This is a genomic window from Imperialibacter roseus, from assembly GCF_032999765.1.
GTDB lineage: Bacteria > Bacteroidota > Bacteroidia > Cytophagales > Cyclobacteriaceae > Imperialibacter > Imperialibacter roseus.
On the sequence record NZ_CP136051.1, the window covers coordinates 5,265,716 to 5,290,744 of the forward strand.

Below are 25,029 nucleotides of genomic sequence, written 5' to 3' on the forward strand. Positions count from 1 at the left end.
ATTTATCTTTTGCTGTCTAAAACCTCAATCTTAAAAATCAAAACCTGATTAGCGCCTATATCTTTCCCTGAACCGCTAGTACCATAGCCAAGATTTGAAGGGATGAGCAATATGGCTTCGCTGCCCACAGGCAACAACGCCACTCCCTCGTCCCATCCTTTAATTACTTTACCAACACCAAGCGTAAACTTGAAAGCCTCACCCCGGTCATAAGATGAATCAAATTTCTTGCCACTCAGCAGCTTGCCTTCGTAGTTGACTGTAACTACCTCGTTCACTCTGGGGAAGGCGCCTGCACCTTCCCTGGTGATTGTGTACCTGAGTCCACTTGTGGTAGTTTGCACGTTTTTCAGGTCGTTCTTCTTAATGTACTTGTCGATAGCATCGTATTGTTCCTGTAGCGTAAGCGGATCATCGTCCTTATTACATCCCAACGTCACCAATCCAATCACCAAGAGTAAAAGAAGAGAAATTCGCTTCATCATAATCTACATTTGTTCTATCCCAACCAACACTACTTCAAATTTTAAAATTTCGTTCGGCTTAATTGCAGCTCCTGCTCCTCTCGGTCCGTATGCCAGAGAAGATGGTACGTACAATGTGGCTTCAGCACCTGTGTTAAGCAGGGCAATGCCTTCGTCCCAGCCTGGAATCACCTGTCCTCTGCCAATAACAAACTGTAATGGCTCACCCCTATCGTAAGAAGCATCGAATTTCTCACCTGCAAGGGTAGTACCCAGATAGTGCACGTTTACCATGCTTCCCGGAGTCGGTGTCGCTCCGGTTCCCTGCTTTGTGATAACGTAGCGAAGGCCAGACTCAGTGGTTTGAGCGGTGATATTATTATCAGCCAAATATTTGTCTATGATTTCGCCGTCAACTATAATTTGACCTTCGGCCTCCATTTGCATTTTTTCCATTTCAGCTTGCTGCAACGCCATCTGCTCTTCCTGATATTGTTCCTCACTCATCATATCCACCAGGCTGCAATTGAAGGTGATCAGACTGCCTCTCTTGATAGAATCCGGCAGCTGAGTTCCAAATGTATCTTCAAATAGCGCTTCAGCAGTCATTTTAAATTGCACACTGTCTCCCTTTTTCAGTTCACGGAACACTTCGTAAAGTACTCCCTGAGTTTGCCAGGCCGAATCATTGTAAAGCATAGGCAATGGTCGTCCTCCACCGGCTTCTACACTATTGAATAGCGCATTTCCATTCTCATTGAGGTAAGAGATGTGCATAGTAAGAATCTGGCCGTCTGAAGGTTTCTCTCCCTCGCCGTTGCGGATGTAAGACACCTCTGCCCCTGATTTCGTTGTAAATTTGTCAGCACCACCACAGGCAATTACCAAAGCTGCCAGTCCCAGCAACCCCGATAGGTTTTTAATTTTATTAAACATGTAAGAATGAAATGTTTTTGTTTAAATCTTCTTTATATAAAGGCAATAAATTCTTGAACTTTTCAACAGTAGCTTCCAGGCTATCAGTGGAGGCTCCTCCAGCGGCATTTTTGTGCCCCCCGCCATCAAAATGATCTCTGGCAAATTGGTTGACTGAAAAATCTCCCATCGACCTGAAAGACATTTTTACCTTCCCGTCTCTTTCGATGATTGTAGCAGCCATCACCACGCCCTTTATTGACAAGGCATAGTTCACAAGCCCCTCAGTGTCACCATTCTTCGAGTTGAACTTCTTCAGGTCTTCCTTGCTGATCACAAAATAGGCAACACCAAACTCGGGAAGCACCTGCAACCTTTGACTAAAGGCGAACCCTAAAAACTTCAGCCTGTCAATGGAGTTGTTATCATAAATCAGTTTGCTCACTTTGGTGACATCCGCACCGCTGTCTATCAGGTCAGCCACTATTCGGTGAACCCTGGATGACGTTGAAGGATGCCGAAATGAACCCGTGTCGGTCATAATGCCGGCATACAGGCATTCTGCAATATCGTTATCTATAAGTGACTTGTCGCCCAGCTGCTCAATAAGCTGAAAAACGAGCTCAGCGGTTGCCGCAGCTTCTATCGTCCAAAGGCTATAATCGGCGAAATCACCCGGGTTAAGGTGATGGTCGATGAGCACCTTCACTGCATTGGAGGCGGCCACCAGCTCTCCCACTTTTTCAATCCGGGACAGCGTGGAAAAATCGAGGCAGAAAATAATATCAGCTGCGTCGATCAACTTCGCCGAGAGCGCCTCATTTCCATCTTCGAAGTTAATTACAGCATCATTCCCCTTCATCCAGGCCAAAAACTCAGGGTAATCCGTGGGGGTAATCACATCCACATGATGCCCTTTTGCCAAAAGATAATTCGCCAAACCCAACGAAGAACCCAATGCATCGGCATCTGGCTTTATATGGGTAGTGATGATTATTCGCTTGGGTTGAAGGAGTAAATCCCTGAACTGGTCAATTTGCTGCATGTAAAATGATACCTTCCGAGGAGAATAGGTAAAATGTGAAGTGCAAAAGTGAGAAGAATATTTTAATTAGAAAAACGCATTCCCGAACGCAAATGATTAAAGGAGTGCGTATTTAATGCAAGGGTTCGTTCAAAACAAATTAATCTGCTAACTTTGCGGGCGTTTTGAAAACCCTTTCTAATATATAATCAAAAAATGGCAGGATCAATTACCTTTTCAATGATTAAGCCTGACGCTTACAGCGCAGGAAACTCCGGCGCAATCCTAAAAATGATTGAGGAAGCTGGGTTCACTATTAAAGCAATGAAGCTAACAAAGCTGACTCCTGAGGTCGCTGGTAAGTTCTACGAAGTACATAAGGAACGTCCTTTTTACGGTGAGCTTTGCGCCTACATGTCTTCAGCACCGATAATTGCACTGGTGCTTCAAAAAGCCAATGCAGTAGAAGAGTTTCGTAAATTAATTGGTGCCACCGACCCTACCAAGGCGGCCGATGGAACCATCCGTAAGATTTTTGCTAAATCAATTGAGGCAAATGCCGTGCATGGATCAGACTCAGACGAGAATGCTGCCATCGAAGCCGGCTTCTTTTTCTCTCAGTTCGAGAGGGTTTAAGAAAGACCAGCCAAAGTAAACACCAGAGCCATGAAGCATTTCATGGCTTTTTTTATTCTTCAGGCAGAACTACCACTTCTTCGCCTTCAAGCTTTTCAATCCAAAAGTTGTTGAACCCCTCTCCTATGAAAATGGTAATCATTCTCATTTGCAGCAGTTCCAGAATGGCAAGGAAGTTAAATATCACGGCAATTTTCGTCGGCATATCTTCCATTACATTAGCAAACGACACCCGGCCAGCATCACCCAGTTTATTCATGATGAAGTCCCTTTGACTGGAAATGGTGAACGGGTATTGCACTACATTGTGTATCGGTTTTTTCTGCTCATACTCGAACCTCTCCAACACCCGCATATACACTTTCAGCAGTTTGTAAAGGTCGATATCCTGCAACTCGGCTTCCACATTGTTTATTTCTGACAGAGACCTTAGCTCTTTTTCGAGGTTTCCCCTCATCTCTCTGTCCAATCTGTCTGCCTCCATTTTCGAAAGCTCCTCCACCACCGACTTGTACTTTTTGTACTCAAGCAGGTGTTTAACCAGCTCTTCTCTCGGGTCGATTTCATTGCCTAACTCATCCAACACAGGTCTCGGCAAAAGCATCTTTGCCTTTATCCTCATCAAAGTAGCTGCTACCAGAATAAATTCGCTGGCCACCTCAATATTCATTGACTCGAGGTGCTGCAGGTAGTCAAGAAAGTCGGCAGTAATTTTAGAGATGGGAATATCATGAATATCCAGTTCGTCTCTTTCAATAAAGAACAAGAGCAGGTCAAACGGCCCTTCGAACAATGGCAATTTGATTTCAAACTTTGAAGAATCGGTTTGTGATATATCCATTTTCAGTAAGGTAGCATCAAATTTATCAACTCAATAAATAATAGTAAGCCTTTAGTCAAAAAAATGTACCTTTGCCACCTTGATTGACTCATAAAGATTCAATAGTTACGATAAACATTTAAGGAACTGGTTAGTTGATTACCTTATATCACAACCTGCGAATAGTATGCTGATACAGCCCGGCGAGCTTCTTTCCACTATCAATTATCCTTCTGACGTCAGAAAACTTGATCCGTCACAGCTAGTTCAGCTGGCAGATGAATTACGTCAATTCATTGTCGACAATGTGTCAGTATATGGTGGGCATTTTGGAGCCAGCCTTGGGGTTGTAGAACTAACCGTTGCTCTTCACTACGCTTTTAATACGCCAAGCGATCAGCTGGTCTGGGACGTGGGACATCAGGCATACGGGCATAAAATTCTCACTGGAAGAAAGGACGTATTCCACACCAACCGTTTTTATGGTGGGATATCTGGCTTCCCTAAAAGAAAGGAAAGTGAATATGACGCCTTTGGGGTAGGTCACTCTTCAACATCTATTTCTGCAGCGCTCGGTATGGCAGTGGCTTCCCACTACAAAAAAGAAAACCAGAAGCAACATATAGCAGTGATAGGCGACGGTGCCCTTACTGGTGGAATGGCCTTCGAAGCCATGAACCACGCCGGCGTAGCGAACAGCAACCTGCTGATAGTGCTGAACGACAATTGCATGTCGATAGACCCCAACGTGGGCGCTCTAAAGGATTACCTAACTGACATTACGACCTCCCACACCTACAACAAGGTGAAAGATGAGGTGTGGAACATCCTCGGAAAAATCAGCAAATTTGGGCCAAACGCCCAGGAAATTGCTTCCAAAGTCGAAAACAGCGTGAAGGGCTTTTTGATAAAGAGCAGTAACCTCTTTGAATCCCTCAACTTAAGATATTTTGGCCCGGTCGACGGCCACGACGTCACCCATCTGGCTCAGATTTTCAATGACCTGAAAGACATTCCCGGGCCCAAGATTCTGCATTGTGTTACGGTGAAAGGCAAGGGCTTCGCTTTGGCGGAAAAAGACCAAACAAAATGGCATGCACCGGGCAAGTTCGATAAGCTGACAGGAGAAATCCACAAGAAGGTTTACGATGCGCCTCAGCCACCTAAGTATCAGGATGTGTTTGGGCATACACTTGTTGAGCTGGCCGAAAAGAACGAAAAAATAATGGGGATCACGCCAGCGATGCCGTCTGGCTCCTCCATGAACATCATGATGAAAGCCATGCCAGACAGGGCTTTTGATGTAGGCATTGCCGAGCAGCATGCGGTAACTTTCTCGGCCGGCCTGGCCACGCAGGGGTTAACACCCTTCTGCAATATCTACAGCACATTTATGCAACGTGCTTACGACCAGGTGATCCACGACGTCTGCCTTCAAAATTTGCCGGTCGTTTTTTGCCTCGACAGGGCGGGCTTTTCAGGAGCCGATGGCCCAACGCACCATGGGGCTTACGATATCGCCTTCATGCGTTGCATTCCGAATATGGTCGTTTCGTCGCCAATGAACGAAGAGGAGCTGCGCAACCTGATGTACACTGCCCAGTTGCAAAAAGAAGGCGCATTCACCATCAGGTACCCAAGAGGCAACGGCGTAATGCCTAATTGGAAAACACCTTTCAAAGAAATACCTATCGGGCAAGGAAGAAAGCTTAGAGAAGGTGGTGACCTGGCTATACTAACCCTTGGGCACATTGGGAATTATGCCACTGAAGCATGCCATATGTTAGAAGAAGATCATGTGGATGCAGCCCATTACGATATGCGGTTTGTGAAGCCATTGGATGAAGCGATGCTGCATGAGATCTTCAAAAGTCACAAATACGTAATCACCGTTGAGGATGGCTGCTTGCAAGGCGGCTTTGGAAGTGCCATCATCGAGTTTATGGCCGACAACGGTTATACGTCCAAAATTGTGCGGCTCGGAATCCCTGACGATGTGATTGAGCACGGAGAGCAGCATGAATTGCACCACGAATGCGGCTTTGATACGCAGGGAATTTATGAGGCAGCCATCAAACTGCTTGAGCCGTCCGGCGTACTAAAATAATCTTACTATATTGGCCGTATGGCCCTATTTGTAAAGAAACTACCCCTCGAAGAGCTACCATCTTCTAATGAATCTCCCGTACTTTTGCTTCACGGGTTTTGCGAAGACCACAGCATCTGGGAAAACATGCTGTCGGCTTTTCCAGGCAGAACAATCTATCTCGTAGACCTTCCCGGGTTTGGGAGGAGCAATTTAGAGCTAGCCCACCCACTTTCCATCGATTGGGTGGCTGAGGTTATTTACCATCAGGTGATTGAACCTGAACAGATTGAACCAATTGTTGTCGGGCATTCACTGGGAGGCTATGTGGCGCTGGCCCTGGCAGAAAAATATGGGAATAGCCTGAGTGGCCTGTGTCTGTTTCACTCTACTGTCTTTGCTGATTCACCTGAAAAGAAGGCAACAAGAAACAAGGTGGTTGATTACGTCAACAAAAGCGGAGTAGAAAGCTTTACCACTGAATTTGTCCCTGGCCTTTTCCACAGCCTCTTCAGAAGAAAGAACCCGGGCATTGTGCAGCAAGTGGTTGACCTGGCAGCAGGAACCAGGCTTGATACCCTGACTGCCTACACTGCTGCCATGCGGGACAGGCCCGAAAGAAGCGAAGTGCTTAAAATGTTTGGCCAGCCAAAGCTCATCATTGCCGGTGAAAAAGACGGTGCCGTGCCATTAGAACAAAGTCTGCTGATGAAGGAAATGGTTAGGTCTGATCAGTTTGTGCTTTTGGAGGAGACAGCCCACATGGGCATGTATGAGAAGCCGGAAGCGTGCAAAGCGGCGCTGGGTTCGCTGGCGTAAAAAAAGAAAGGCCACCCCGACGGGATGGCCTTTGCTAAAGTATTTTCTAATTGAGCTAATTATTCAGCGTCTTCCTGAACAAGAATCTCAAGCTCGATTTTACCTGCTACGCCATCACCAGCGGTGATACTTTTCACAAGGATCAAGCCTATCTTGCTACCACCAGTTTTGGTTGAAGCTGTTTTGAACGCCAACACCTGATTCGCTTCAAGAGTAGTTTTCACTCCGGCAGCGGCATCAGTAGCCGCAGTATACACTTCATCAAGGTCAGCCCAGGTAGTCACCTCCGTAAAAGCTGCTGCTGTTAACGTAGTCTTCTTCAGCATCGTTTCATTGAGAGTTCCCCAACCAGCCACTTGAGCAGTGAAGCCAGCGTTTGATAACAAAGAGTAAGCCTTAGGAGAAGCTAAACTAGCTTTATCAGTGGCACCGTAGTAGTAACCGAAATCAATGTTTGGAGAAATAGCTGCACTAGTTCCAGTTACATCGGCAGGAGAATACACTAAGCCGGTGTTTGAAGAGAAGAACCCATCAGCAGACTTATCTCCTAGTGGAGCTGAAAGCAATACTGCAGTGTAAGCCCTTGCTTCAGGAGAAGGAGGCGCACTTACAGTTGCTGTAAATTCCTTCGTTGCTGTTTGGTCACTGTCGTCTACAGCTTCAAACGTCCACGTAATTTCTGTGTCCTCATCTTCTTCCTCAAAAGTGTAGGTAATCGTAATAGATGCCTCTGTATTATCAGCATTTTTTGTTACCTCAGTTGAGTTTCTCGTAAATACAGTAGGGGTTCCAGCAACACCGTCAACGGAAGGCGTGATGTTCAATGTGTTGAACGCTCCAGGGGCTGTAATAGTTACAGCAAACGACACCTCATCTCCAGTGATAGCTGTAATTTCTGAACCAGACACTTCTGCATCACCTGAAACAGTAACAGTAATTGAAGGTGCAGCTGGTAGCGGCTCTTCTTCGTCACCACCGCAACTTGCCAAAATGGCTACAGATCCGATTGCACTAAAGAACAATAAATTTCTAAATAGTTTTTTCATGGTTAAATAATTTGAATTGGTTTGCAAGATTATGAATTATATCGTAAAAATTAAAGTTTATACCCAGTTAATGCTATTTTTAAATTTTACCAACGTTTTTATCAGGTCAAATGAGATTTTACAAAAAAATTACACTTTGATAACAAACAGAGGCCTAATTGCCCTTAGGGTTAAAAATTTGGGTTGCTAACAACATCTATACTCCCAATTTATATTGAGGCATTCTAAATAATTATGGTTGGCTTTGGGGTAATGAAATTGAAGAGTCAATAAACTACCCAAAGGTACCAATAACCACCTGCAAATTCCATACCTAATAATAGGTATTTCTACTATTGAACCTGATTTTCGTTAAAAAGTTGCGAAAGAGAGTGCTATTTCTGCTTTCCACAAGAAAGTCAAGCAGCTATGCCTGTCTTTTTGATTAGCATATTACATTGACCAGTAGCCCAAAACGACCTGCCCCGGCAGTCTAATACTTTTGGTTGCCGTCAATTTTTTTTTAATTTTAGCTGTTTATAAGATTGAATAAATGCTGAATTAAATATATTTGTACATTGCAATACTGTAAATGTGCAATTCTCACAACGAAAGAGTTATTTAATTGCCACATAAACCTTACATCGAACAAAACTTACTTTTGAACCTATTAACGTCGAATCGCTATGCAAGAAATTTCACCTAGTCTGCTTGAAGCTTGGAACACCTATGGGAAATATGGGGCTTATGCTTTAGTTGCTATCGGTTTAGTTGTCCTTATTTATCATTTCCTCAGATTAGCTTCTATCGGTGATAAGAAAACTAAATATGACTATATCAACAAAAACGAGATTAACTTTTTGTGGTATGCATTTCTTCTTATAATCATTGGTGCTGCTCTGTATTCAAACACACTGGTTGATCAAACAGGTGTTCTTTGGTTCTTCGTAAGGATATTCGTTAGTTCCATGCTTGGTATCATTGCTGGCGTGGTTGTTCAAAACGTACTTAAGTTTTACTACCCCTTCTATATTGAGAAGCGTCTTAAGAAATTGAGATACTCTCCAAGGCTTTCTCCTGATGGTCGTAAGATGAAGCTTCTGAGCGAAGAAGAGGAAGATGAATACCTTGACGAAGGTATGCAGGCTGAAGAACTTGCCTTCTCTGTAGACTATGACGTTTGGATTGATGAAGTGTCAGGTTATGTGAAGATTGAAAAGTACAATGGTCGACTGCATGCACTACAGTGCAGCGAGTGTAACTACCAAACCCTGAGGGTGATGAAAGAAGAAGTTACACGGACGGCTACTAATGATGAAGACGGCGAAATGATGAAATATTACGAATGCTCTTACTGCGGACATAAGGAGCGTAAGCCATTCAAAATCAACAAACTTAAGCCAGAAGGCGAAGCTGTTTAATCGATCACCATCGACTCGTAAAAAATCAAAGGCCTCAATTGAGGCCTTTCTTTTTATAGTTTGATGCAAATGTTTTGGGCTTCGGTAAAAAACCGCAACGACTCGAAGCCACCCTCTCTACCCAAACCAGAATTCTTCATCCCGCCAAAAGGGGTGCGAAGGTCCCTCAAAAGCCAGGTATTGACCCAGACAATTCCAAAATGCAGCTTGTGAGAAACATTGTGTGCCATCTTCAGATCCGACGTCCAAATGTTCGCCGCCAGACCATATGATGACTCGTTGCCCAGGCTGATGGCCTGATCGGCCCCTTTAAACGATTGAACGGTTACTACTGGCCCAAATATCTCCTCCTGGTTTGTCCTGCATGAGTTTGGCAAGTCAGCAATTACTGTAGGTTGCACAAAATATCCCCTCTCACATCGGCCAACAACGACTTGCCTGTCGCCGCCACACAAAATGTGTCCACCTTCCTGCTTCGCAAGCGCTACATACTGCAGCACCTTCTGCTGATGATGTTGAGAGACAAGGGCGCCTACTTTTACGTCACCGTCCAATGGGTCGCCCACTTTCAAAGCGTCGACCTGTTTTACAAACTCACCCAAAAACTTCTCATAAATACCTTCCTCGACATAAATTCTCGAACCGCAAAGGCATATTTCGCCCTGGTTGGTGAAGGATGACCGAACAGCGCTCTCAACAGCCAAATCAAAATCACAATCTTCAAAAATGATGGTTGGGTTCTTTCCCCCTAGCTCAAGGGATGTTCTTTTAAACGTCTCGGCAGCTGTAAGAGCAACCTTTCTCCCTGTAGCAGTGCCTCCGGTAAACGACACGGCCTTGACCTCGTGGTGTTGGACGATGGACTGACCAACCTTGCCGCCGGCCCCGTGTACTATATTCAGGACGCCAGGAGGCAGTCCGGCCTTTATACAAATTTCTGACAACAGGGAGGCCGTGTGGGGAGTGAGCTCCGACGGTTTAGCAACCACGGTGTTACCGGCAGCTAACGCCGGCGCTACCTTCCAGGTGAAGAGGTATAGGGGCAGATTCCAGGGAGAAATGCACCCAACCACGCCAAGAGGACCACGGCGGGTATAATTCAGTGCAACACCGTCGACCAGATGCGACTCGGAAGCAAATTGGGTAATAGCGTGCCCAAAAAATCGAAAATTGGCAGCCGCCCTGGGAATATCCATGGCATTTGAAAGCCAAAGGGGCTTTCCCGTGTCGGTTGTTTCGGCAAGAGCAAGCTCGGCCTGGGACTGTTCCACGGCTTCTGCAATTTTAATAAGGTACTGAGACCGATCCTCAGGGGAGAGGCCAGACCATTTCGGAAATGCTCCTTTTGCTGCGGCTACTGCCTCCTCAACGTCTTCCTGGCAACTGTCGGGCAGCAAACTGTAGACTTCGCCTGTCGCCGGATTATAGTTGTCCAGATAATCCTTTGACGTTGAGGGCACAAGCTTTCCGTCGATATAGTTGGCAAACTTCTTCACTTCAATGACGAGTAATAACCAATCGCATTCTTATAGGCAATCCCCTCTTCAAAATGCTTCGCTCCTGTCTCCCTTATTTCGGCCAGAATCTTTTGATACCAGGAGGCGTTGTCCTGTCCTTGAAAATAGATTGGGTAACGAGACGGGTCAGGATGATTCAATGCATAAAAGAAGTCGGCGCCAAATGCCAGAAGGTGCTGCGCCCCAAGCTTTATGCCATGGTCAATGTGATCGTGTAACACTCCGGGGTCGGTGTCGTTGATATAGTTGCGCAGAAAATTGATGCCGATCAGTCCATTTCGTCTTATGAGCTCCATAGCCAGCTCATCCGGAAGGTTTCTGACATGGCTGTGAACGTTTCGAAAGTTGGAGTGACTAGCCAACACCGGGACATTCAGGCTCCTTTTGTCGATATAATTCAGAATGCCGTAAGCCAGCTTGTCGCTCGTATGTGCCAAATCAACCGGAATCCTTTTTCCGTCCAGGAAATCAAGCAGCACCTCGCCATCGGCCTTCAGCCCCGCATCCGAATAGTTGCCGCCTCCAAAACGATTTTCATAGTGATGAGTCATAATAATGTAGGCCAGCGGCCCTGACGACGCCACCAACTGCTCCAGCCGGAGCAAGCCTGCGCTGAGGCTCTCGTCCTCTTCACAAAAGGCTGATCCATTTTCTATTGCCAACCAGGCGTAGCAGCCCGACTGGTTCTCTAATGCCTCCGGAGAAAGGGCACTGCTTGTGAAACGGCTGAAAAACCCGTTCGAGAGAGTTGGGAGCTCGCCAAAAAGCTTTCGCTGTTTTTCGCCAGCCGCACTACTTCCTGCTTTGGTATCGGTGTAGATGGCCATTACCTGGAGCTTAACATTACCAGCCTTTAAGTGCGGAACAGCAGCCCCAAATTCTGCTGCTTTATCAACCCCAGCACCTGGCACTAACGACAGATAAGACAGCAAATCGCAATGAAGGTCGACAATAGGTTGCTTCATATTAAATAGAGCCAGTTCTTCCTCCGTCCACAGGAATGCTTGTACCGTTAATATAAGCGGCAGCCGGCGTCGCCAAAAAAGCGACAAGTGATGCAATTTCTTCCGGCGTGCCAAAACGCCCCGCAGGTGCCTCCATCCTCATCGACCTGGCCACTTCTTCTTCAGACTTCCCTTCTTTTTCAGCCTTGGTCCTGATAAGGGAAAAGAGTCTCTCCGTTTCAGTGAAGCCTGGCAACACATTGTTTACCGTTACCCCAAAAGGTGCCAGCTCAAGCGAAAGGGTTTTTGCCCAGCTTGCTACCGCTCCTCTCACGGTATTGGACACACCCAAACCGCTGATGGGTATTTTGACCGACGTGCTTATTACATTGACAATTCTGCCAAACTTCTTTTCCTTCATTCCCTGTGATAGCTTCTGCACAAGTATATGGTTACAATGCAGGTGTGCCTCCATGGCATCAAACACCTGCGAATAATTTGCATCGAGCAATGGCCCGCCCGGAGGCCCTCCGGTGTTATTAATCAGTATGTCATAGCGAGCTCCCCGGTTGATAGCAGCTGTGACGGCCACCTCAACACTAGAGGGGCTACTGAAGTCTGCCGAGAGGTAATTGTGCGACTGCCCGTTTTCAGCAGCCAGGCTAGCGACAATTTTTTTCATGGCTGTCTCATTTCGGGCCAGAAGTGTGACTTCAGCGCCAAGCCTGGCCAACTCAACCGCACTGGCAAGGCCAATTCCCTGGGTGCTGCCACAAACCAAAGCTTTCCTTCCCTTTAAATCTAAATCCATAGTTTAGTTACCGTTACCGTTTTCTCGTAATACTACCTTTTCCTAAATGGGTATTATTCGTTATTTTTAGAAAAATACGAAAACATTATTCGTTTAGCTATGACTATTAAAAGACCCTTCAATTTTAAAGGTTGGATAGATGAAAATCGACATTTGTTAAAGCCTCCGGTAGGAAACCAACAAGTTTATAAAGGAAACGATGATTTTATAGTGATGGTAGTTGGGGGCCCTAACTCCCGAAAGGATTATCACTATAATGAAACGGAAGAATTCTTCTATCAGGTAGAAGGAGATATAAAACTGAAAATAATAGAAGATGGAAGGCCGCTTGACCTGATCATTAAGGAAGGAGACATTTTCTTGCTGCCTGCCCGAGTGCCGCACTCCCCGCAAAGGCCCGCCAACACTGTGGGGCTGGTAATGGAAGTGTACCGGGGAGAAAAACACAAGGATGGCTTCATGTGGTTTTGTGAAGCGTGTGGCCACAAACTCCATGAGAAGTTTGAGGTAATTACTGACATCGTTTCGCAACTGCCCCCAATCATGCAGGAATTTTACGAGAGCGAAGAAAAAAGAACATGTGACAACTGCGGCACGGTGATGGAGCCGCCAGCAAGAGCCTAACTTTGTGTTAAAGTGGATACTGATTTCAAAATAGACATACACACCCATATTCTACCGGAGAAATGGCCGGATTTGAAGGAAAAGTATGGCTATGGGGGGTGGATCAGGCTTGAGCACCACAAGCCTTGCTGCGCCCGCATGATGATCGATAATAAATTTTTCAGGGAGGTAGAAGACAATACATGGGATCCGGTAAGGAGAATTCATGAATGTGACCAGCATGGAGTGGGTGTGCAGGTGCTGTCGACTGTGCCAGTGATGTTTAACTACTGGGCCAGGGCTGAAGATGCCCACGATCTTTCGATGCTGCTGAACGATCACATAGCCTCCATTGTGCAAGAATATCCCGACAGATATATCGGCCTCGCCACCCTGCCGTTACAGGACACCAGGCTCGCAGTGAAGGAACTGGAAAGGTGCGTGAAGCAACTGGGCTTGCACGGGATTGAGATAGGCACACACGTAAATAAGCTCAACCTGGATGCAGAGGAGCTCTTCCCCGTTTTTCAGGCAGCGGAAGAGCTGGGCGCTTCGGTGTTTGTTCATCCATGGGACATGATGGGCAAAGAGGACATGCCAAAGTATTGGCTGCCCTGGCTTGTGGGCATGCCCGCAGAAACCTCCAGGGCCATTTGCTCACTTATTTTCGGGGGAGTTTTCGAAAGGCTTCCAAACCTTAGAATAGCCTTTGCCCACGGAGGGGGTTCATTTCCCTCAACCATCGGCCGAATTGAGCATGGCTTCAACGTTCGCCCCGACCTTTGTGCTGTTGACAACCCGGTTAACCCGAGAAATTATATAGGTAAATTTTACCTCGACTCGCTGGTTTATGATCAAATGGCTTTGGATATGCTGGTGAAGCTGGTCGGCGAGGATCACATCGTTTTGGGGTCGGACTACCCTTTCCCTTTGGGTGAGCATGAGCCTGGCAAACTTATACAGTCAATGCCGTATTCGAAGAGCACCCGGCAGAAGTTACTTCACAAAAACGCCCTCAACTGGCTGGGCATCCATCAAAACAAATTAGCAAAGGCGTGAATAATAGTAGCTCCCGTCGCTCCAAGCTTCCTAATTTGCCTATTTTTGTCTCTGACAAACGATAAATGAAGGTGTGCCCCGGACAGTCCGCCATTGTTGTACGCAACCAAATTAACACATTGACTGTAGAGTTCTATCGACAACTTTAGCCAGAAAATAGATGAGTATTCCTTATAAACATTCTCTCAGCTTCGCCAGGGAGCTTGATGAACATGACCCCCTCCATTCATTCAGATCTCTATTTAAAATTCCTCAAAGAAATGGAAAGGATTGTATCTACTTCTGTGGGAACTCACTTGGTCTCCAGCCAAAAGCTGCAGCGAATAGCATTGCAGAGCAAATGGATAATTGGGCACATTTTGCGGTAGAAGGTCACTTTGAGGGAGCGACACCCTGGATGACCTATCACAAACAAGCCAGGAAAACGCTGAGCCGCCTCGTTGGGGCGAAAGAGCATGAAGTCGTTGCCATGAACAGCTTAACCGTGAACTTGCACCTGCTGCTCGTGACCTTTTACCAACCTCAGGGGTTGCGGAGAAAAATTCTGATGGAGAAGGGCGCCTTCCCTTCTGACCAATATGCCCTGGAAAGCCATTTGAAATGGTATGGCTACGACCCGGAAGAGTGCATCATAGAAGTAGAGCCGGATGTCGACACCAATCTTTACTCTACGGGTCATATTGTAAATGAAATCTCGAAAGCCGGAGACGAACTTGCTTTGGTGCTGTTCAGTGGGATACAGTACTACACCGGCCAGCTTTTCGACATGGCTGCCATTACCAAAGCAGCCCATGGGGTCGGTGCGCTGGCGGGCTTCGATTTGGCCCACGCCATGGGGAATGTGCCGATGTCCTTGCATGATGCTGAGGTTGACTTTGCAACCTGGTGCTCTTACAAATACCTGAATTCCAGTCCGGGAGGCATTTCTGGAATTTATATCCATGAAAAACATGCCGCCAATAAGGATTTGAATCGCTTTGGTGGTTGGTGGGGACATAATGAACAGGAGAGATTTAAGATGAAAAAGGGGTTTGATCCAACGCCCAATGCCGACGGGTGGCAATTAAGCAATGCCCCTGTATTACTGCTGGCGGCTCACATGGCCTCGCTGAATATTTTTGAAAAAGCAGGCATTGATGAGCTGAGGAAGAAGAGTGTGGCCCTCACGGGTTTTTTGGAGTTTTTACTCAGGGAGCTTAATAAGGACGACGAAACTGTTCAAATTATTACGCCTTCCAATCCTGAAGAAAGGGGTAGTCAGTTGAGTTTGTTCATTACCAATGGGAACAAAGAGGTCTTCAACGCTATCCAAAGAAGGGGAGTTATTGCGGACTGGCGGGAGCCGAACGTCATAAGAATAGCGCCCGCTCCATTATACAATACCTTTCAGGAGGTCTTTCAGTTTGTTGAAATTCTTAAGGAAGAACTTTTAAAGCTAGCATCAATAAAACATGGCTAAAGAAAAAATACTGATCCTGGGTGCGGGGCTGGTTGGTTCGCTGCTGTCCATTTTTTTAGCTAAGAAGGGTTTCAAAGTAGAAGTTTTTGAAAAGCGCCCTGACCCAAGAAAAAACGATGTTTTAGGGGGAAGATCCATCAATCTCGCTTTAAGTGACAGGGGTCTGCTGGCTTTGGAAAAAGCAGGGGTTACCAGGAACCTCGACCAGGTGATGCTGCCTATGCATGGTCGTATGATTCACCAATTAGACTCGCAGGTTCATTTTCAGCCTTACGGAAAGGCCAACCAGGCTATCAACTCAGTGTCGAGGGGTTTGTTGAACGAATACCTTATCGGTGAAGCAGAAGCCGCCGGTGCATCCTTCAGGTTTGAACACAAATGTGAGCGGGCCGACATCGATAACTCTGTGCTGTCTTTCTCAACAGGTGGAAAACCAAAGGAGTATGGTGGTGACATTATTATTGGGGCTGACGGTGCCTACTCTGTTCTTCGGGCCTCTTTTTTACATTCAGACAGGTTCAACTTTATGCAAGACTACCTGCCACATGGGTACAAAGAGTTAAACATTCCTGCTGGGAAAAACGGGGAGTTCCAGATTGACCCCAACGCCCTCCACATTTGGCCGAGGGGCAAATTCATGCTCATTGCCTTGCCCAACATCGACAAGAGCTTTACCTGCACCCTTTTTCTTCCATTTGAAGGAGAGTCATCTTTTGAAGCACTAGACTCCCCTGAAAAAGTCGCTACTTTCTTTTCTGAAGTCTTTCCCGATACACTACCGGTAATTCCTAACCTCATTGATCAGTTTTTCACTAACCCAACCTCTTCTCTTGTCACTATACGGTGTTACCCCTGGAGTAAGAAAAGAAGCCTGCTGCTTGGCGATGCTTCACACGCCATTGTTCCTTTCTTTGGGCAGGGAATGAATGCAGGTTTCGAAGACTGTCGGCTACTGGATGAGATCATAGATGCTGAATACCCAAACTGGGAAACAGTATTTCAGACATTCGAAAAGTCACGCAAGCCAAATACTGACGCCATTGCCAAGCTTGCTAATGACAACTTTATTGAGATGCGTGACAAGGTAGCAGACGCCGGTTTTATCTGGCAAAAAAAATTGGAAGCGAGGATTCACGAAAAATACCCAGACAAATGGACTCCGCTTTACACAATGGTGACATTTTCGAACATGCCTTATAGCAAGGCACTTGAGCAGGGCAACAGGCAAGAGTCGGTTATGCGTAAAATAAGGGAGGTGTACCCAATGAGCACACCTCCGGAAGCTATCGACCTGGAAAAAATCGTTGGTTGGCTGGACTAGTTATTTAAATCCAGCCTGCTTGACAATTCGTCAATCAATTTTTGCTCGGCACTTGAAATCCCGTCAGTAGCATTGGCAAACAGGTACATTGATTCCAGTACCAAATCCTTTGCTGTTGGGTCTTCCTTCAGGAAGTCATTCAGTGCATTAATAAATTTCTTTCTCCAGCGTTCGCTATTGTCAATAAGGTAGCGAAACTCTGTTTTGTACACATCGGAAAGGGATTCGACTTCGTCGGGGCTAGCTGCCAGGTTCTTGCCTAGGTTTTCGGCGGCCCTTAGCACAGCATCCCATTCCTCTTTGTCCAACACCCCATCGCTCATAGAAACAAGTAGCGAAGGAAACATTTGAACCAAATAAGTAAATTGCTCAAGAGTAAGCTTGGCAGGGCGGTACCTCTGGTATTCCTGCTGTAATCGGTCGATGGCGTAAGACATGGTGTCGTTAATTGCGTTCATTTGAAGTAGTATTCTAACTGCTGGTTGTCTTTACATCATCGATTAATACGCCTTACAAAATAAAGGTAACCAATTTTTAGAAACTATCTTATAAAAAATATAATTTTTTCTAGTAAAATTTTACTGTGCTAAAAAATTGCGCTCAGGTCATAACCTAGGCCCGGCTTTAATGTTACTAAGAAAATACATTTAATGGAAAAAACAGTCGGAATTATTGGAGCGGGTATTGCGGGCATGGCTGCGGGTATCAGGTTGGCTAACAAAGGGTATGAGGTCACAATTTTTGATGGAAACGATTATCCGGGAGGCAAATTGACTGAACTCAGGCTTGGGAAATATAGATTTGATGCTGGTCCTTCCCTGTTTACAATGCCAGATTATGTCGATGAATTATTCAGAATATCAAAAAAAGATCCAAAAAATCACTTCAGCTATAAGCAACTCTCTAACACCGCTAATTACTTCTTCGATGATGGGATTTCTCTGCAGGCTTCTGCCAACCCACAGCTACTGGCAACTGAACTCGAAGACAAGCTTGGGGAACCAACTGCAAATACACTGGCTGCCCTCAAGCACAGCTCCTTTCTATACGACCACCTGGCTGACCTCTTTATTCACAGGTCGTTGCACGATGTCAAGACATTTTTCAATAGGCAAGCGTTTAAGGCATACAAAGTGCTTCACAAGCTTGACCTTTTCCGGACTATGCACGCTGCCAACCGGCAAAGGTTCGCCAAGGACAAAACCACACAACTGTTTAACAGGTATGCGACCTACAATGGCTCCAGCCCCTACCTAACTCCGGCTACGATGAATATCATTCCCCACCTGGAGTTTGGGGTGGGTGCATTTATCCCAGAAAAAGGCATGCACCAAATTACAGAAAGTCTTTTCACCCTTGCGAAAGAGAGTGGGGTAGAATTTCGCTTCAATAGCCCGGTGAAGAAAATCATTCTAAAGAGCGGCAAGGTAACTGGACTCAGAGTCAACGGCCAGGATCATCCATTTGACAACATAGTTAGCAATATGGACATGGTGGCCACCTACAAGCGCTTGCTCCCGGACACAAAAGCACCAGCCAGACTTTTGAACCAGCCAAAATCCAGCTCGGCCCTTATCTTCTACTGGGGAATTAAAAAGAACTTTAAGGAGCTCGATCTCCATAATATTTTCTTTAGCGGTGACTATCAAAAAGAGTTTGATCACATATTCTCCAAGGGTGACATTTATGCCGACCCTACAGTATATGTAAACATCACATCAAAGGAAGTGATTGGCGATGCGCCAGCCGGTTGCGAAAACTGGTTTGTTATGATCAACGTTCCGCACAATTCGGGGCAAGATTGGGAGCTGCTAAAAGTTCGGGCTAAGGAACACATCCTTACAAAGCTTTCGGGGGTTTTGAAAACCGACATAGCGAAACTGATTGAGGAAGAAGCCGTGCTAGACCCCATCAGGATTGAGTCAAAAACATCGTCCTCACAGGGAGCACTTTACGGCAATAGTTCTAATAACAGATTTGCTGCCTTCCTTCGCCACCCCAACAAGAGCAGGCGGGTAAAAAATCTCTATTTCTGTGGTGGCAGTGTGCACCCGGGCGGTGGCATCCCATTGTGTCTTTCTTCCGCCAAGATTGTAACAAGCTATTTTCCTGACCTACACTGAAATCATTTGAGAATACTGATCGAACAGTGACAAGATGTCGGCCACGTAATTGACCGGCTCGGCTCCACGGCAATAACCAAATTCGGCTACAGGGTCGTTAAAATAGTTCGGTTCCGATTTTTTCAGAAGATACTCCGACACGTCGTTCCAACTTGCAGCGTCTCCGTGATACTTCTCAGTGAGCTTGACCGCATCAATCACGTGGCCCTGGCCAACATTGTAAGAGGCCAAAACAAACTTTATCCGCTCCTTTTTGTCGGGAATCCGTTTAGTCCACAGTTTGTCGAGCCAAAGCAGGTACTTAACGCCAGCATTTATATTCTGAGCGGGGTTGGTGAGGTCTTTCGCTCCATACAGTTCGCCGGTATCAGGAACCAGCTGCATCAGTCCGACAGCTCCGGCCCACGATTTTGCTTTAGGTTTGAACTGAGATTCCTTGAACACCATCGCAGCCAGCAGCTTCCAATCCCAGCCCAGCTTATGAGACGCAGCTTTGATTTGCTCGTCGTAGGGAGAAATGGTATTACTGTTCAGGTTAGAAAAGTCGCTTTGCGCCAGCAAAGTGTATGTCTTGGTGTTTTTGAAATACCGATTGTAGATAACATTGTAATCGGCCGTCTTCCGCATGCCGTCAATCCAGAGATTCAAAGACTTCTGTAGCTGGCTGCCGTTTTTTCTTAAGCCCCAGGCGATTTGCTGGGGCAGACTAATAGCAGTGCTAACATCAAGAATAGGAAAATAAGTGGCGTTGAGCAGAGCGACATTTTCTTCGGCAACCGTGTACTGAATTTTTCCGGTAGCTACTTCATGAATCAGGTTCTCCGTTGTCTGCTCGGCAAAAGCCGGAACAAGCACAATGTCACCACCAATTTCGTCGCTCAGGTTCTCCAGTCTGCTTATGTATGACGAGCCTTTGCGCACAACAACCTCTTTGCCAATCAGGTCGACCGGATTCGTCAAAAGCTGGTCCTCAATCTCATGGAGTTTCATCTGATACCAATTTTCAGGTTTTCGCTGTATGAGCACCAGTCTGACAAGATTGTGGTAATGTGTGAACGCAATCCTCTCCTTTCTTTCCTTGGTAACTGTAAGGTTGTACGCAAGAATATCTCCCTCTCCGCTGTTGAGCTTCCTGAAGCTTTCTTCCAGGTCCTGAGAAATAATGAACTGCAGCCTCACCCCTATGGATCTGGCATACCTGCGCAGCAACTCATAGTCATAGCCCATTGGCTGGCCTTTATAGATAAAGTAGCTAGTAGAACTGTTTTCGATGATGACCTTTAACAACCCTCTGGCCATGATCTTGTCAAGGTCGAAGTCTACTACCTCTTCGGCCACTCTTTTATTTTTGTCAATGGCTTTAGAATCGGAGGAAGTGCTGCCGCAGCCGGCAAAAACGCATAGCAGAAAGCAAAGGAGTATTCTCAATAGATAGCCAAATGTGCGGTGGCACAACTGGTTTATCAGTCTACGTTTGCAAAGAAACATGACCTAAAATAGGCTTTTTTTGCTAAAAAGCTAGTTCCGGTCACCAAAGACTCGGGAAGAGAGGCTATGTACCCGCTTACTACCTACTCCGAGAACGTCGTAACCAGGCTTCCGCTGAGCCGAAGCAGCTCAATTTCAGCCAGCTTTGTGGAGAACGCAGCATTGATAAGACGGCTCTCGGCCTGCACGGCATTGATTTGGGCTTCTCTAAGCTCCAGAGGAGTTGAATTGCCCAGCTGATAACGTTCTAGGGCGATATTCTCGTTCTCTTTGGCCACCGCAAGATTTTGCCGTTCAATCTCTATTAGTTCTTTACTCGTTTGATAGTTATAGAAATTCCTATTGATATCTGCTTCTAGAGAAAGTTTCTGTTTGGAAATATTCAATTCCGAGGTTTCCATTTGAATCTTAGCAACCTGAATCTGCCTTTCTGTATTGAATCCGTTGAAAATGTTCAAAGTTGCCGTTAATCCATAGTTCAATCCGGCATTTTTCTGAAATGGAGCAAAGCTTAGGGGTGAAATATTTGTGCTTTTACTGTAACCGCCAAATAGTGAGACAACCGGATATCTAGCGCTTTTCACTTCCTGTATTTGTAGGTAGGCAACATTCAATTGTCTTTGTAGCTGTAGTAGCGTAGGGTTCTGAGCGTTAGCTGACTCAATAAGCATACTCATTTCCAACTCCTGATCAATGTTTATAACAGAATCGACAACAAAGTCAATGCTGGTTTCTCTAGCCATAACCTGATTCAGATCAACTTTAGATCTATACAAAAGTTGTTCTTCGTTCATCAATGCCGTGCGATCCGCATTATAGTCTACCTGAGCAGCAAGGTATTCGACCTTCGACGCTTTCCCCAACTCATATTTATTCTTAGCTATTTCCAGCCTTCGTTCAGAAAGCTGAATGGAGTTTTCCAGAACATCGACTCTTTCCTGCTCTACAGCCACAGTATAGTAGGCTGAAGTTAGTTCGGCGATCATGTTTTCCATTGTAACTTTCAATTGATAAGAGCTTACGTCCTTTTGCGCATCAAGGCGCTCAAAAGTGTAAAACATACCAAGTCCATCAAATACAGTCCAATTGACATTTGCACCTATATTAAAGGACTCACTTTTAACCCCGTTTGCTTCACGAATAGCTATTGAGTCACCTATAACCCTTTCCTGATATGTGTTATTCCGTGAATAGTTCTTAGTTGTTGACGCACCAACCGTCGGCAAAAACCCTGCATTTCCACGTGTCACATTAGTTTCTGCAACTTTTTCAGTCTTCTTGGAAATTCTCACATCGTAGTTGTTCTCCAAAGCAAATTCAATTGCTTGAGGAAGGCTAAGCAAATCCTGCCCAAATACCGCAGGTGAACAAACAAAGAGCCCAAACGTCAAAAACACAATCCTCACTTTATTCATATTATTATTTAAAAATTAAAATCTAGCCATTCTTTTTTCCTTGCCAGAGATATAGACATACATGGCAGGTATTACATACAGGGTGAGTATTGTGGCAAATAACAGCCCTCCAATGATGGCGATACCCATCGACACACGGCTTTCAGAGCCTGCACCAAGTGCCAAAGCAATCGGCAGAATACCCAGAATGGTCGACAGGCTGGTCATCAGAATAGGGCGGAATCGTTGCTGTGCCGCCCCAACTATGGCTTCCTCTACGGCCATGTCATGAGCTTTGCGTTGGTTGGCAAATTCCACAATCAGGATACCATTCTTTGTTACCAAACCTATCAGCATGATAATACCTATCTGGCTGAATATGTTGAGTGTCTGGTCAAAATACCATAGCGATAGAAATGCCCCCGCAATTGCCATGGGCACAGTAAGCATAATGATAAATGGGTCTCTGAAGCTTTCAAACTGAGCCGCCAGCACCAGGTAAATCAAAATAAGAGCGAATATAAAAGCGAAGTACAAGCTTGAAGAAGAGTCTCTGAACTCTGCAGAAGGGCCCGATAACTCGGTTTGAAAGGTGCCATCCAGCACTTTCGCTGCTATGGCATCCATGGCATCAATACCATCCTTGATGGTATAACCAGGCACCAACGACGCTGATACCGTTGCTGACACAAATCTGTTGTACCGATAGAGTTGCGGTGGCGTGCTTTGCTCCGTAATCTTTACCAAGTTGTCCATCTGAATAAGATCTCCTACCTGGTTCTTCACATAAAGTGCCTTCAGGTCGAGTGGGTCGTTGCGATCTTCTCTGTCCACCTGGCCTATTATTTGGTACTGCTTTCCGTCTTTGATGAAATAACCAAATCTGGAGCCGCTCAAGCCAAGCTGCAGTGTCTGGGCGACGTCCCGAATCGATACATTCAAACTACGGGCCTTGTCACGATCTATTTCTATGTTGATCTCTGGCTTGGTAAACTTCAAGTCAAGGTCAACGAAATTAAAATGCTCGTCGGCACTTGCCGCATCCACAAAGGCTGGCAGCACTTCTTTCAATTTTTCAATGGTAGTTGCCTGTATTACGTATTGCACAGGTAGTCCCCCTCTTCTATTCCCTATCGACTGGCTTTGAGAAACAAAAGAACGGGCCTCCGTCATTCTCATCACCAGAGGGCTAATGGCATCTACTACCTCTTGCTGCGATCTGGTTCGCTCCGACGGATCAACCATCATCACCCTCACATTTCCAGAATTCACGGAGCCCGATGATCCAAAGCTGGGGCTGGTCATGCTAATGAGTGCCTCTTTTTCCGGCACTGCCTCACTGATCAACGCAAGCATCTTATCAAGGTAGGCGTCCATGTACTCGAAGGTGGCACCCTCGGGCCCGGTGCTGTTGATCCTGAACTCACCTCTGTCTTCCATGGGAGATAGCTCGCTTTGGATATTATTACCTAGCAGATAAATGCCTCCAAAAGAAAGAACAAGAACGACCAAAGCAAGCCATTTGCGGGCCATAAAGTTTTCGAGCGATTTGTTGTAGCCCTCGTTCATCCAATCGAAAAAAGGTTCGGTTACACTGTACAACCACTGCTTCTTCTCTCTTTTCTTAAGAATTTTGGTAGAGAGCATTGGCGTAAGTGTAAGGGCAACAAACGACGATATTATTACCGCTCCGGCCACGACGATCCCAAACTCCCTGAAGAGTCGGCCTGTGAGGCCATCGAGAAATACAACAGGCATGAACACTGCCACCAACGCCACGGTGGTGGAAATAACGGCGAAGAATATCTCCGTCGAGCCCTTAAGCCCGGCCTCCAGCGGCGACATCCCATCTTCTATCTTAGTGTAAATATTTTCCAGCACCACAATCGTGTCATCCACCACGAGCCCTATCGACAGCACGATGCCCAGAAGTGTCAGTACGTTGATGGTGAAGCCCGCAAGGTACATGATGAAGAAAGTGCCTATCAGCGATATTGGGATGGTGGCAACAGGAATTAGCGTAGTTCGCCAATCACGCAGGAAGGCGAAAATAATCAACACCACCAGCACAAAAGCCATGAAAATAGTCTCCTGCACCTCTGTGATCGATTTCCTCACATACTCTGTGACGTCGAAGCCTATCCCGAGTTCAATATCGGCGGGGAGATCCTTCTTGATAAACTCCAGCCTTCTGTAAAACTCGTCTACAATCTCTATGATATTAGTTCCGGGCTGCGCCTGAAGCACAACGCCAACCATGGGTACTCCGTCTCTTTTGAGTATGGTTCGGTTGTTTTCTGGTCCCAGTTCAGCTCTCCCAACATCCTGAAAACGCACAACATTGTTGTCATCCTCTTTGACGATAAGCTGGTTGAATTCTTCCGGTGTGGAAATCCTGCCCATGGTTCTCACGGTGAGTTCCATGTTTGTGCCTTCTACCAGCCCCGAAGGAAGTTCGACGTTGTCCCGTGTGACCGCATTCAAGACCTCCAATGGCGTGAGCGAATAGGCCGCCAGCTTGGCGGGATCCATCCAAAGTCTCATGGAATAGCGACGCTCGCCCCAAATCTGGACGGCTGCCACTCCTTTTATAGTCTGAAGTCGCTCCTTAAAAATATTCTCTGCTACATCGGAAAGGCCAAGGAGTGTTCTTTTGTCACTTTTTACATTCAAAAAAACCAATGGCATGGCATCAGCGTCCGCTTTTCTCACCGACGGCGGATCACAGTCGGGCGGGAGGTTTCTGGTGGCTCTCGACACCCGATCTCTAACATCGTTGGCGGCTGCTTCCAGGTCAATTTCCAGGTCAAACTCAACCCTGATAGAGCTGGCTCCATCTCTACTGGTAGACGTAAGACTTTTGATGCCGGCAATTCCATTGATCGATTCTTCCAATGGCTCGGTAATCTGCGACTCTATGATGCTCGCATTGGCGCCGGTGTAAGAGGTGCTTACCGAGATAATAGGTGGGTCAACACTAGGATACTCTCTGATCCCCAGAAAGTTGAATCCTATGATGCCAAAAATGATGATAATGATGGACATTACCACCGCCAGCACGGGTCTGTTAATACTGATGTTGGATAGACCTGCCATAGTT

At 46.1% G+C, this 25,029-nt stretch carries 21 protein-coding genes; 9 read left to right on the top strand and 12 right to left on the bottom strand.

Features of this window, described 5'->3' with window-relative positions:
- Positions 1 to 2: 2 nt before the first annotated feature.
- Genes RT717_RS22210 through RT717_RS22220 form a run of 3 tightly spaced genes read right to left on the bottom strand, consistent with a single transcriptional unit; the run spans position 3 to position 2,424 of the window.
- A complete protein-coding gene (locus RT717_RS22210; RefSeq protein WP_317488546.1) occupies positions 3 to 485 on the bottom strand; it encodes an FKBP-type peptidyl-prolyl cis-trans isomerase in 483 nt (160 codons plus the stop codon).
- A gap of 3 nt (positions 486 to 488) precedes the next feature.
- Positions 489 to 1,400: an FKBP-type peptidyl-prolyl cis-trans isomerase gene (locus RT717_RS22215; RefSeq protein ID WP_317488547.1), complete on the bottom strand. Its 912-nt coding sequence runs from the start codon at positions 1,398 to 1,400 to the stop codon at positions 489 to 491.
- Positions 1,393 to 2,424, bottom strand: a complete 1,032-nt coding sequence (locus RT717_RS22220) for a DHH family phosphoesterase (protein WP_317488548.1) — start codon at positions 2,422 to 2,424, stop codon at positions 1,393 to 1,395. The genes RT717_RS22215 and RT717_RS22220 overlap by 8 nt, the downstream gene beginning before the upstream one ends.
- A 195-nt stretch (positions 2,425 to 2,619) precedes the next feature.
- On the opposite strand from RT717_RS22220, the gene ndk reads away from it, so the two are divergent.
- Positions 2,620 to 3,039, top strand: coding sequence for a nucleoside-diphosphate kinase (gene ndk, locus RT717_RS22225; protein WP_317488549.1), 420 nt, complete (start codon positions 2,620 to 2,622; stop codon positions 3,037 to 3,039).
- Positions 3,040 to 3,091: 52 nt separating this feature from the next.
- Here the strand turns inward: ndk and RT717_RS22230 are convergent, their stop codons facing one another.
- Entirely contained in the window at positions 3,092 to 3,880 is a 789-nt protein-coding gene (locus RT717_RS22230; protein WP_317488550.1) for a segregation and condensation protein A, read from the bottom strand.
- A gap of 166 nt (positions 3,881 to 4,046) precedes the next feature.
- Between RT717_RS22230 and dxs the strand changes: the two genes are divergently transcribed.
- The gene (dxs, locus tag RT717_RS22235; protein ID WP_317488551.1) at positions 4,047 to 5,966 is read left to right on the top strand and encodes a 1-deoxy-D-xylulose-5-phosphate synthase; all 1,920 of its coding nucleotides are present in this window, start codon (positions 4,047 to 4,049) and stop codon (positions 5,964 to 5,966) included.
- An 18-nt stretch (positions 5,967 to 5,984) separates the two neighbouring features.
- The gene (locus RT717_RS22240; RefSeq protein ID WP_317488552.1) at positions 5,985 to 6,764 is read left to right on the top strand and encodes an alpha/beta fold hydrolase; all 780 of its coding nucleotides are present in this window, start codon (positions 5,985 to 5,987) and stop codon (positions 6,762 to 6,764) included.
- A gap of 59 nt (positions 6,765 to 6,823) precedes the next feature.
- Here RT717_RS22240 and RT717_RS22245 read toward each other — a convergent pair whose 3' ends face one another.
- Positions 6,824 to 7,810, bottom strand: a complete 987-nt coding sequence (locus RT717_RS22245; protein WP_317488553.1) for a hypothetical protein — start codon at positions 7,808 to 7,810, stop codon at positions 6,824 to 6,826.
- Positions 7,811 to 8,475: 665 nt separating this feature from the next.
- Here RT717_RS22245 and RT717_RS22250 point away from each other — a divergent pair.
- Positions 8,476 to 9,210, top strand: a complete 735-nt coding sequence (locus RT717_RS22250; protein WP_317488554.1) for a hypothetical protein — start codon at positions 8,476 to 8,478, stop codon at positions 9,208 to 9,210.
- A gap of 53 nt (positions 9,211 to 9,263) precedes the next feature.
- Here RT717_RS22250 and RT717_RS22255 read toward each other — a convergent pair whose 3' ends face one another.
- Genes RT717_RS22255 through RT717_RS22265 form a run of 3 tightly spaced genes read right to left on the bottom strand, consistent with a single transcriptional unit; the run spans position 9,264 to position 12,482 of the window.
- Positions 9,264 to 10,706 carry an aldehyde dehydrogenase gene (locus RT717_RS22255; protein WP_317488555.1) on the bottom strand — a complete coding sequence of 481 codons (1,443 nt, stop codon included), beginning with the start codon at positions 10,704 to 10,706 and terminating at the stop codon, positions 9,264 to 9,266.
- Positions 10,703 to 11,692, bottom strand: coding sequence for a dipeptidase (locus tag RT717_RS22260; RefSeq protein ID WP_317488556.1), 990 nt, complete (start codon positions 11,690 to 11,692; stop codon positions 10,703 to 10,705). The genes RT717_RS22255 and RT717_RS22260 overlap by 4 nt, the downstream gene beginning before the upstream one ends.
- A 1-nt stretch (position 11,693) precedes the next feature.
- On the bottom strand, positions 11,694 to 12,482 hold the full coding sequence (locus RT717_RS22265) for an SDR family oxidoreductase (protein ID WP_317488557.1): 789 nt from the start codon (positions 12,480 to 12,482) through the stop codon (positions 11,694 to 11,696).
- Between the two features lie 99 nt (positions 12,483 to 12,581).
- Here RT717_RS22265 and RT717_RS22270 point away from each other — a divergent pair, with 99 nt between their 5' ends.
- The 4 genes from RT717_RS22270 (at position 12,582) to RT717_RS22285 (ending at position 16,924) form a co-directional block, all read left to right on the top strand.
- Positions 12,582 to 13,106 (top strand): 3-hydroxyanthranilate 3,4-dioxygenase, encoded by a 525-nt coding sequence (locus RT717_RS22270; protein ID WP_317488558.1) that lies wholly within the window; start codon positions 12,582 to 12,584, stop codon positions 13,104 to 13,106.
- 12 nt (positions 13,107 to 13,118) lie between these two features.
- Entirely contained in the window at positions 13,119 to 14,144 is a 1,026-nt protein-coding gene (locus tag RT717_RS22275; protein WP_317488559.1) for an amidohydrolase family protein, read from the top strand.
- 160 nt (positions 14,145 to 14,304) lie between these two features.
- Entirely contained in the window at positions 14,305 to 15,603 is a 1,299-nt protein-coding gene (gene kynU / locus RT717_RS22280; protein ID WP_317488560.1) for a kynureninase, read from the top strand.
- Positions 15,596 to 16,924 carry an FAD-dependent oxidoreductase gene (locus RT717_RS22285; RefSeq protein WP_317488561.1) on the top strand — a complete coding sequence of 443 codons (1,329 nt, stop codon included), beginning with the start codon at positions 15,596 to 15,598 and terminating at the stop codon, positions 16,922 to 16,924. Before kynU ends, RT717_RS22285 begins: the two co-directional genes overlap by 8 nt.
- Here the strand turns inward: RT717_RS22285 and RT717_RS22290 are convergent.
- A complete protein-coding gene (locus RT717_RS22290) occupies positions 16,921 to 17,382 on the bottom strand; it encodes a tellurite resistance TerB family protein (RefSeq protein WP_151998059.1) in 462 nt (153 codons plus the stop codon). The two genes, RT717_RS22285 and RT717_RS22290, sit on opposite strands and share 4 nt — an antisense overlap.
- 192 nt (positions 17,383 to 17,574) lie before the next feature.
- Here RT717_RS22290 and crtD point away from each other — a divergent pair, with 192 nt between their 5' ends.
- Positions 17,575 to 19,047 (top strand): 1-hydroxycarotenoid 3,4-desaturase CrtD, encoded by a 1,473-nt coding sequence (crtD, locus tag RT717_RS22295; protein WP_317488562.1) that lies wholly within the window; start codon positions 17,575 to 17,577, stop codon positions 19,045 to 19,047.
- Here the strand turns inward: crtD and RT717_RS22300 are convergent.
- From RT717_RS22300 to RT717_RS22310, 3 genes are all read right to left on the bottom strand, one after another.
- Positions 19,039 to 20,475 carry an MltF family protein gene (locus tag RT717_RS22300; RefSeq protein WP_317488563.1) on the bottom strand — a complete coding sequence of 479 codons (1,437 nt, stop codon included), beginning with the start codon at positions 20,473 to 20,475 and terminating at the stop codon, positions 19,039 to 19,041. The genes crtD and RT717_RS22300 overlap by 9 nt on opposite strands.
- A gap of 143 nt (positions 20,476 to 20,618) precedes the next feature.
- A complete protein-coding gene (locus RT717_RS22305; RefSeq protein WP_317488564.1) occupies positions 20,619 to 21,950 on the bottom strand; it encodes a TolC family protein in 1,332 nt (443 codons plus the stop codon).
- 15 nt (positions 21,951 to 21,965) lie between these two features.
- Positions 21,966 to 25,025, bottom strand: a complete 3,060-nt coding sequence (locus RT717_RS22310; RefSeq protein WP_317488565.1) for an efflux RND transporter permease subunit — start codon at positions 25,023 to 25,025, stop codon at positions 21,966 to 21,968.
- Positions 25,026 to 25,029 lie beyond the last annotated feature (4 nt).

Coding starts and splice junctions, on each gene's coding strand:
- RT717_RS22290 (WP_151998059.1), bottom strand. CDS start 17,382: ATGAACGCAATTAACGACACCATGTCTTACGCCATCGACCGATTACAG.
- kynU (WP_317488560.1), top strand. CDS start 14,305: ATGAGTATTCCTTATAAACATTCTCTCAGCTTCGCCAGGGAGCTTGAT.
- RT717_RS22250 (WP_317488554.1), top strand. CDS start 8,476: ATGCAAGAAATTTCACCTAGTCTGCTTGAAGCTTGGAACACCTATGGG.
- RT717_RS22260 (WP_317488556.1), bottom strand. CDS start 11,692: ATGAAGCAACCTATTGTCGACCTTCATTGCGATTTGCTGTCTTATCTG.
- dxs (WP_317488551.1), top strand. CDS start 4,047: ATGCTGATACAGCCCGGCGAGCTTCTTTCCACTATCAATTATCCTTCT.
- RT717_RS22220 (WP_317488548.1), bottom strand. CDS start 2,424: ATGCAGCAAATTGACCAGTTCAGGGATTTACTCCTTCAACCCAAGCGA.
- RT717_RS22285 (WP_317488561.1), top strand. CDS start 15,596: ATGGCTAAAGAAAAAATACTGATCCTGGGTGCGGGGCTGGTTGGTTCG.
- ndk (WP_317488549.1), top strand. CDS start 2,620: ATGGCAGGATCAATTACCTTTTCAATGATTAAGCCTGACGCTTACAGC.
- crtD (WP_317488562.1), top strand. CDS start 17,575: ATGGAAAAAACAGTCGGAATTATTGGAGCGGGTATTGCGGGCATGGCT.
- RT717_RS22265 (WP_317488557.1), bottom strand. CDS start 12,482: ATGGATTTAGATTTAAAGGGAAGGAAAGCTTTGGTTTGTGGCAGCACC.
- RT717_RS22245 (WP_317488553.1), bottom strand. CDS start 7,810: ATGAAAAAACTATTTAGAAATTTATTGTTCTTTAGTGCAATCGGATCT.
- RT717_RS22305 (WP_317488564.1), bottom strand. CDS start 21,950: ATGAATAAAGTGAGGATTGTGTTTTTGACGTTTGGGCTCTTTGTTTGT.
- RT717_RS22240 (WP_317488552.1), top strand. CDS start 5,985: ATGGCCCTATTTGTAAAGAAACTACCCCTCGAAGAGCTACCATCTTCT.
- RT717_RS22230 (WP_317488550.1), bottom strand. CDS start 3,880: ATGGATATATCACAAACCGATTCTTCAAAGTTTGAAATCAAATTGCCA.
- RT717_RS22215 (WP_317488547.1), bottom strand. CDS start 1,400: ATGTTTAATAAAATTAAAAACCTATCGGGGTTGCTGGGACTGGCAGCT.
- RT717_RS22270 (WP_317488558.1), top strand. CDS start 12,582: ATGACTATTAAAAGACCCTTCAATTTTAAAGGTTGGATAGATGAAAAT.
- RT717_RS22210 (WP_317488546.1), bottom strand. CDS start 485: ATGATGAAGCGAATTTCTCTTCTTTTACTCTTGGTGATTGGATTGGTG.
- RT717_RS22310 (WP_317488565.1), bottom strand. CDS start 25,025: ATGGCAGGTCTATCCAACATCAGTATTAACAGACCCGTGCTGGCGGTG.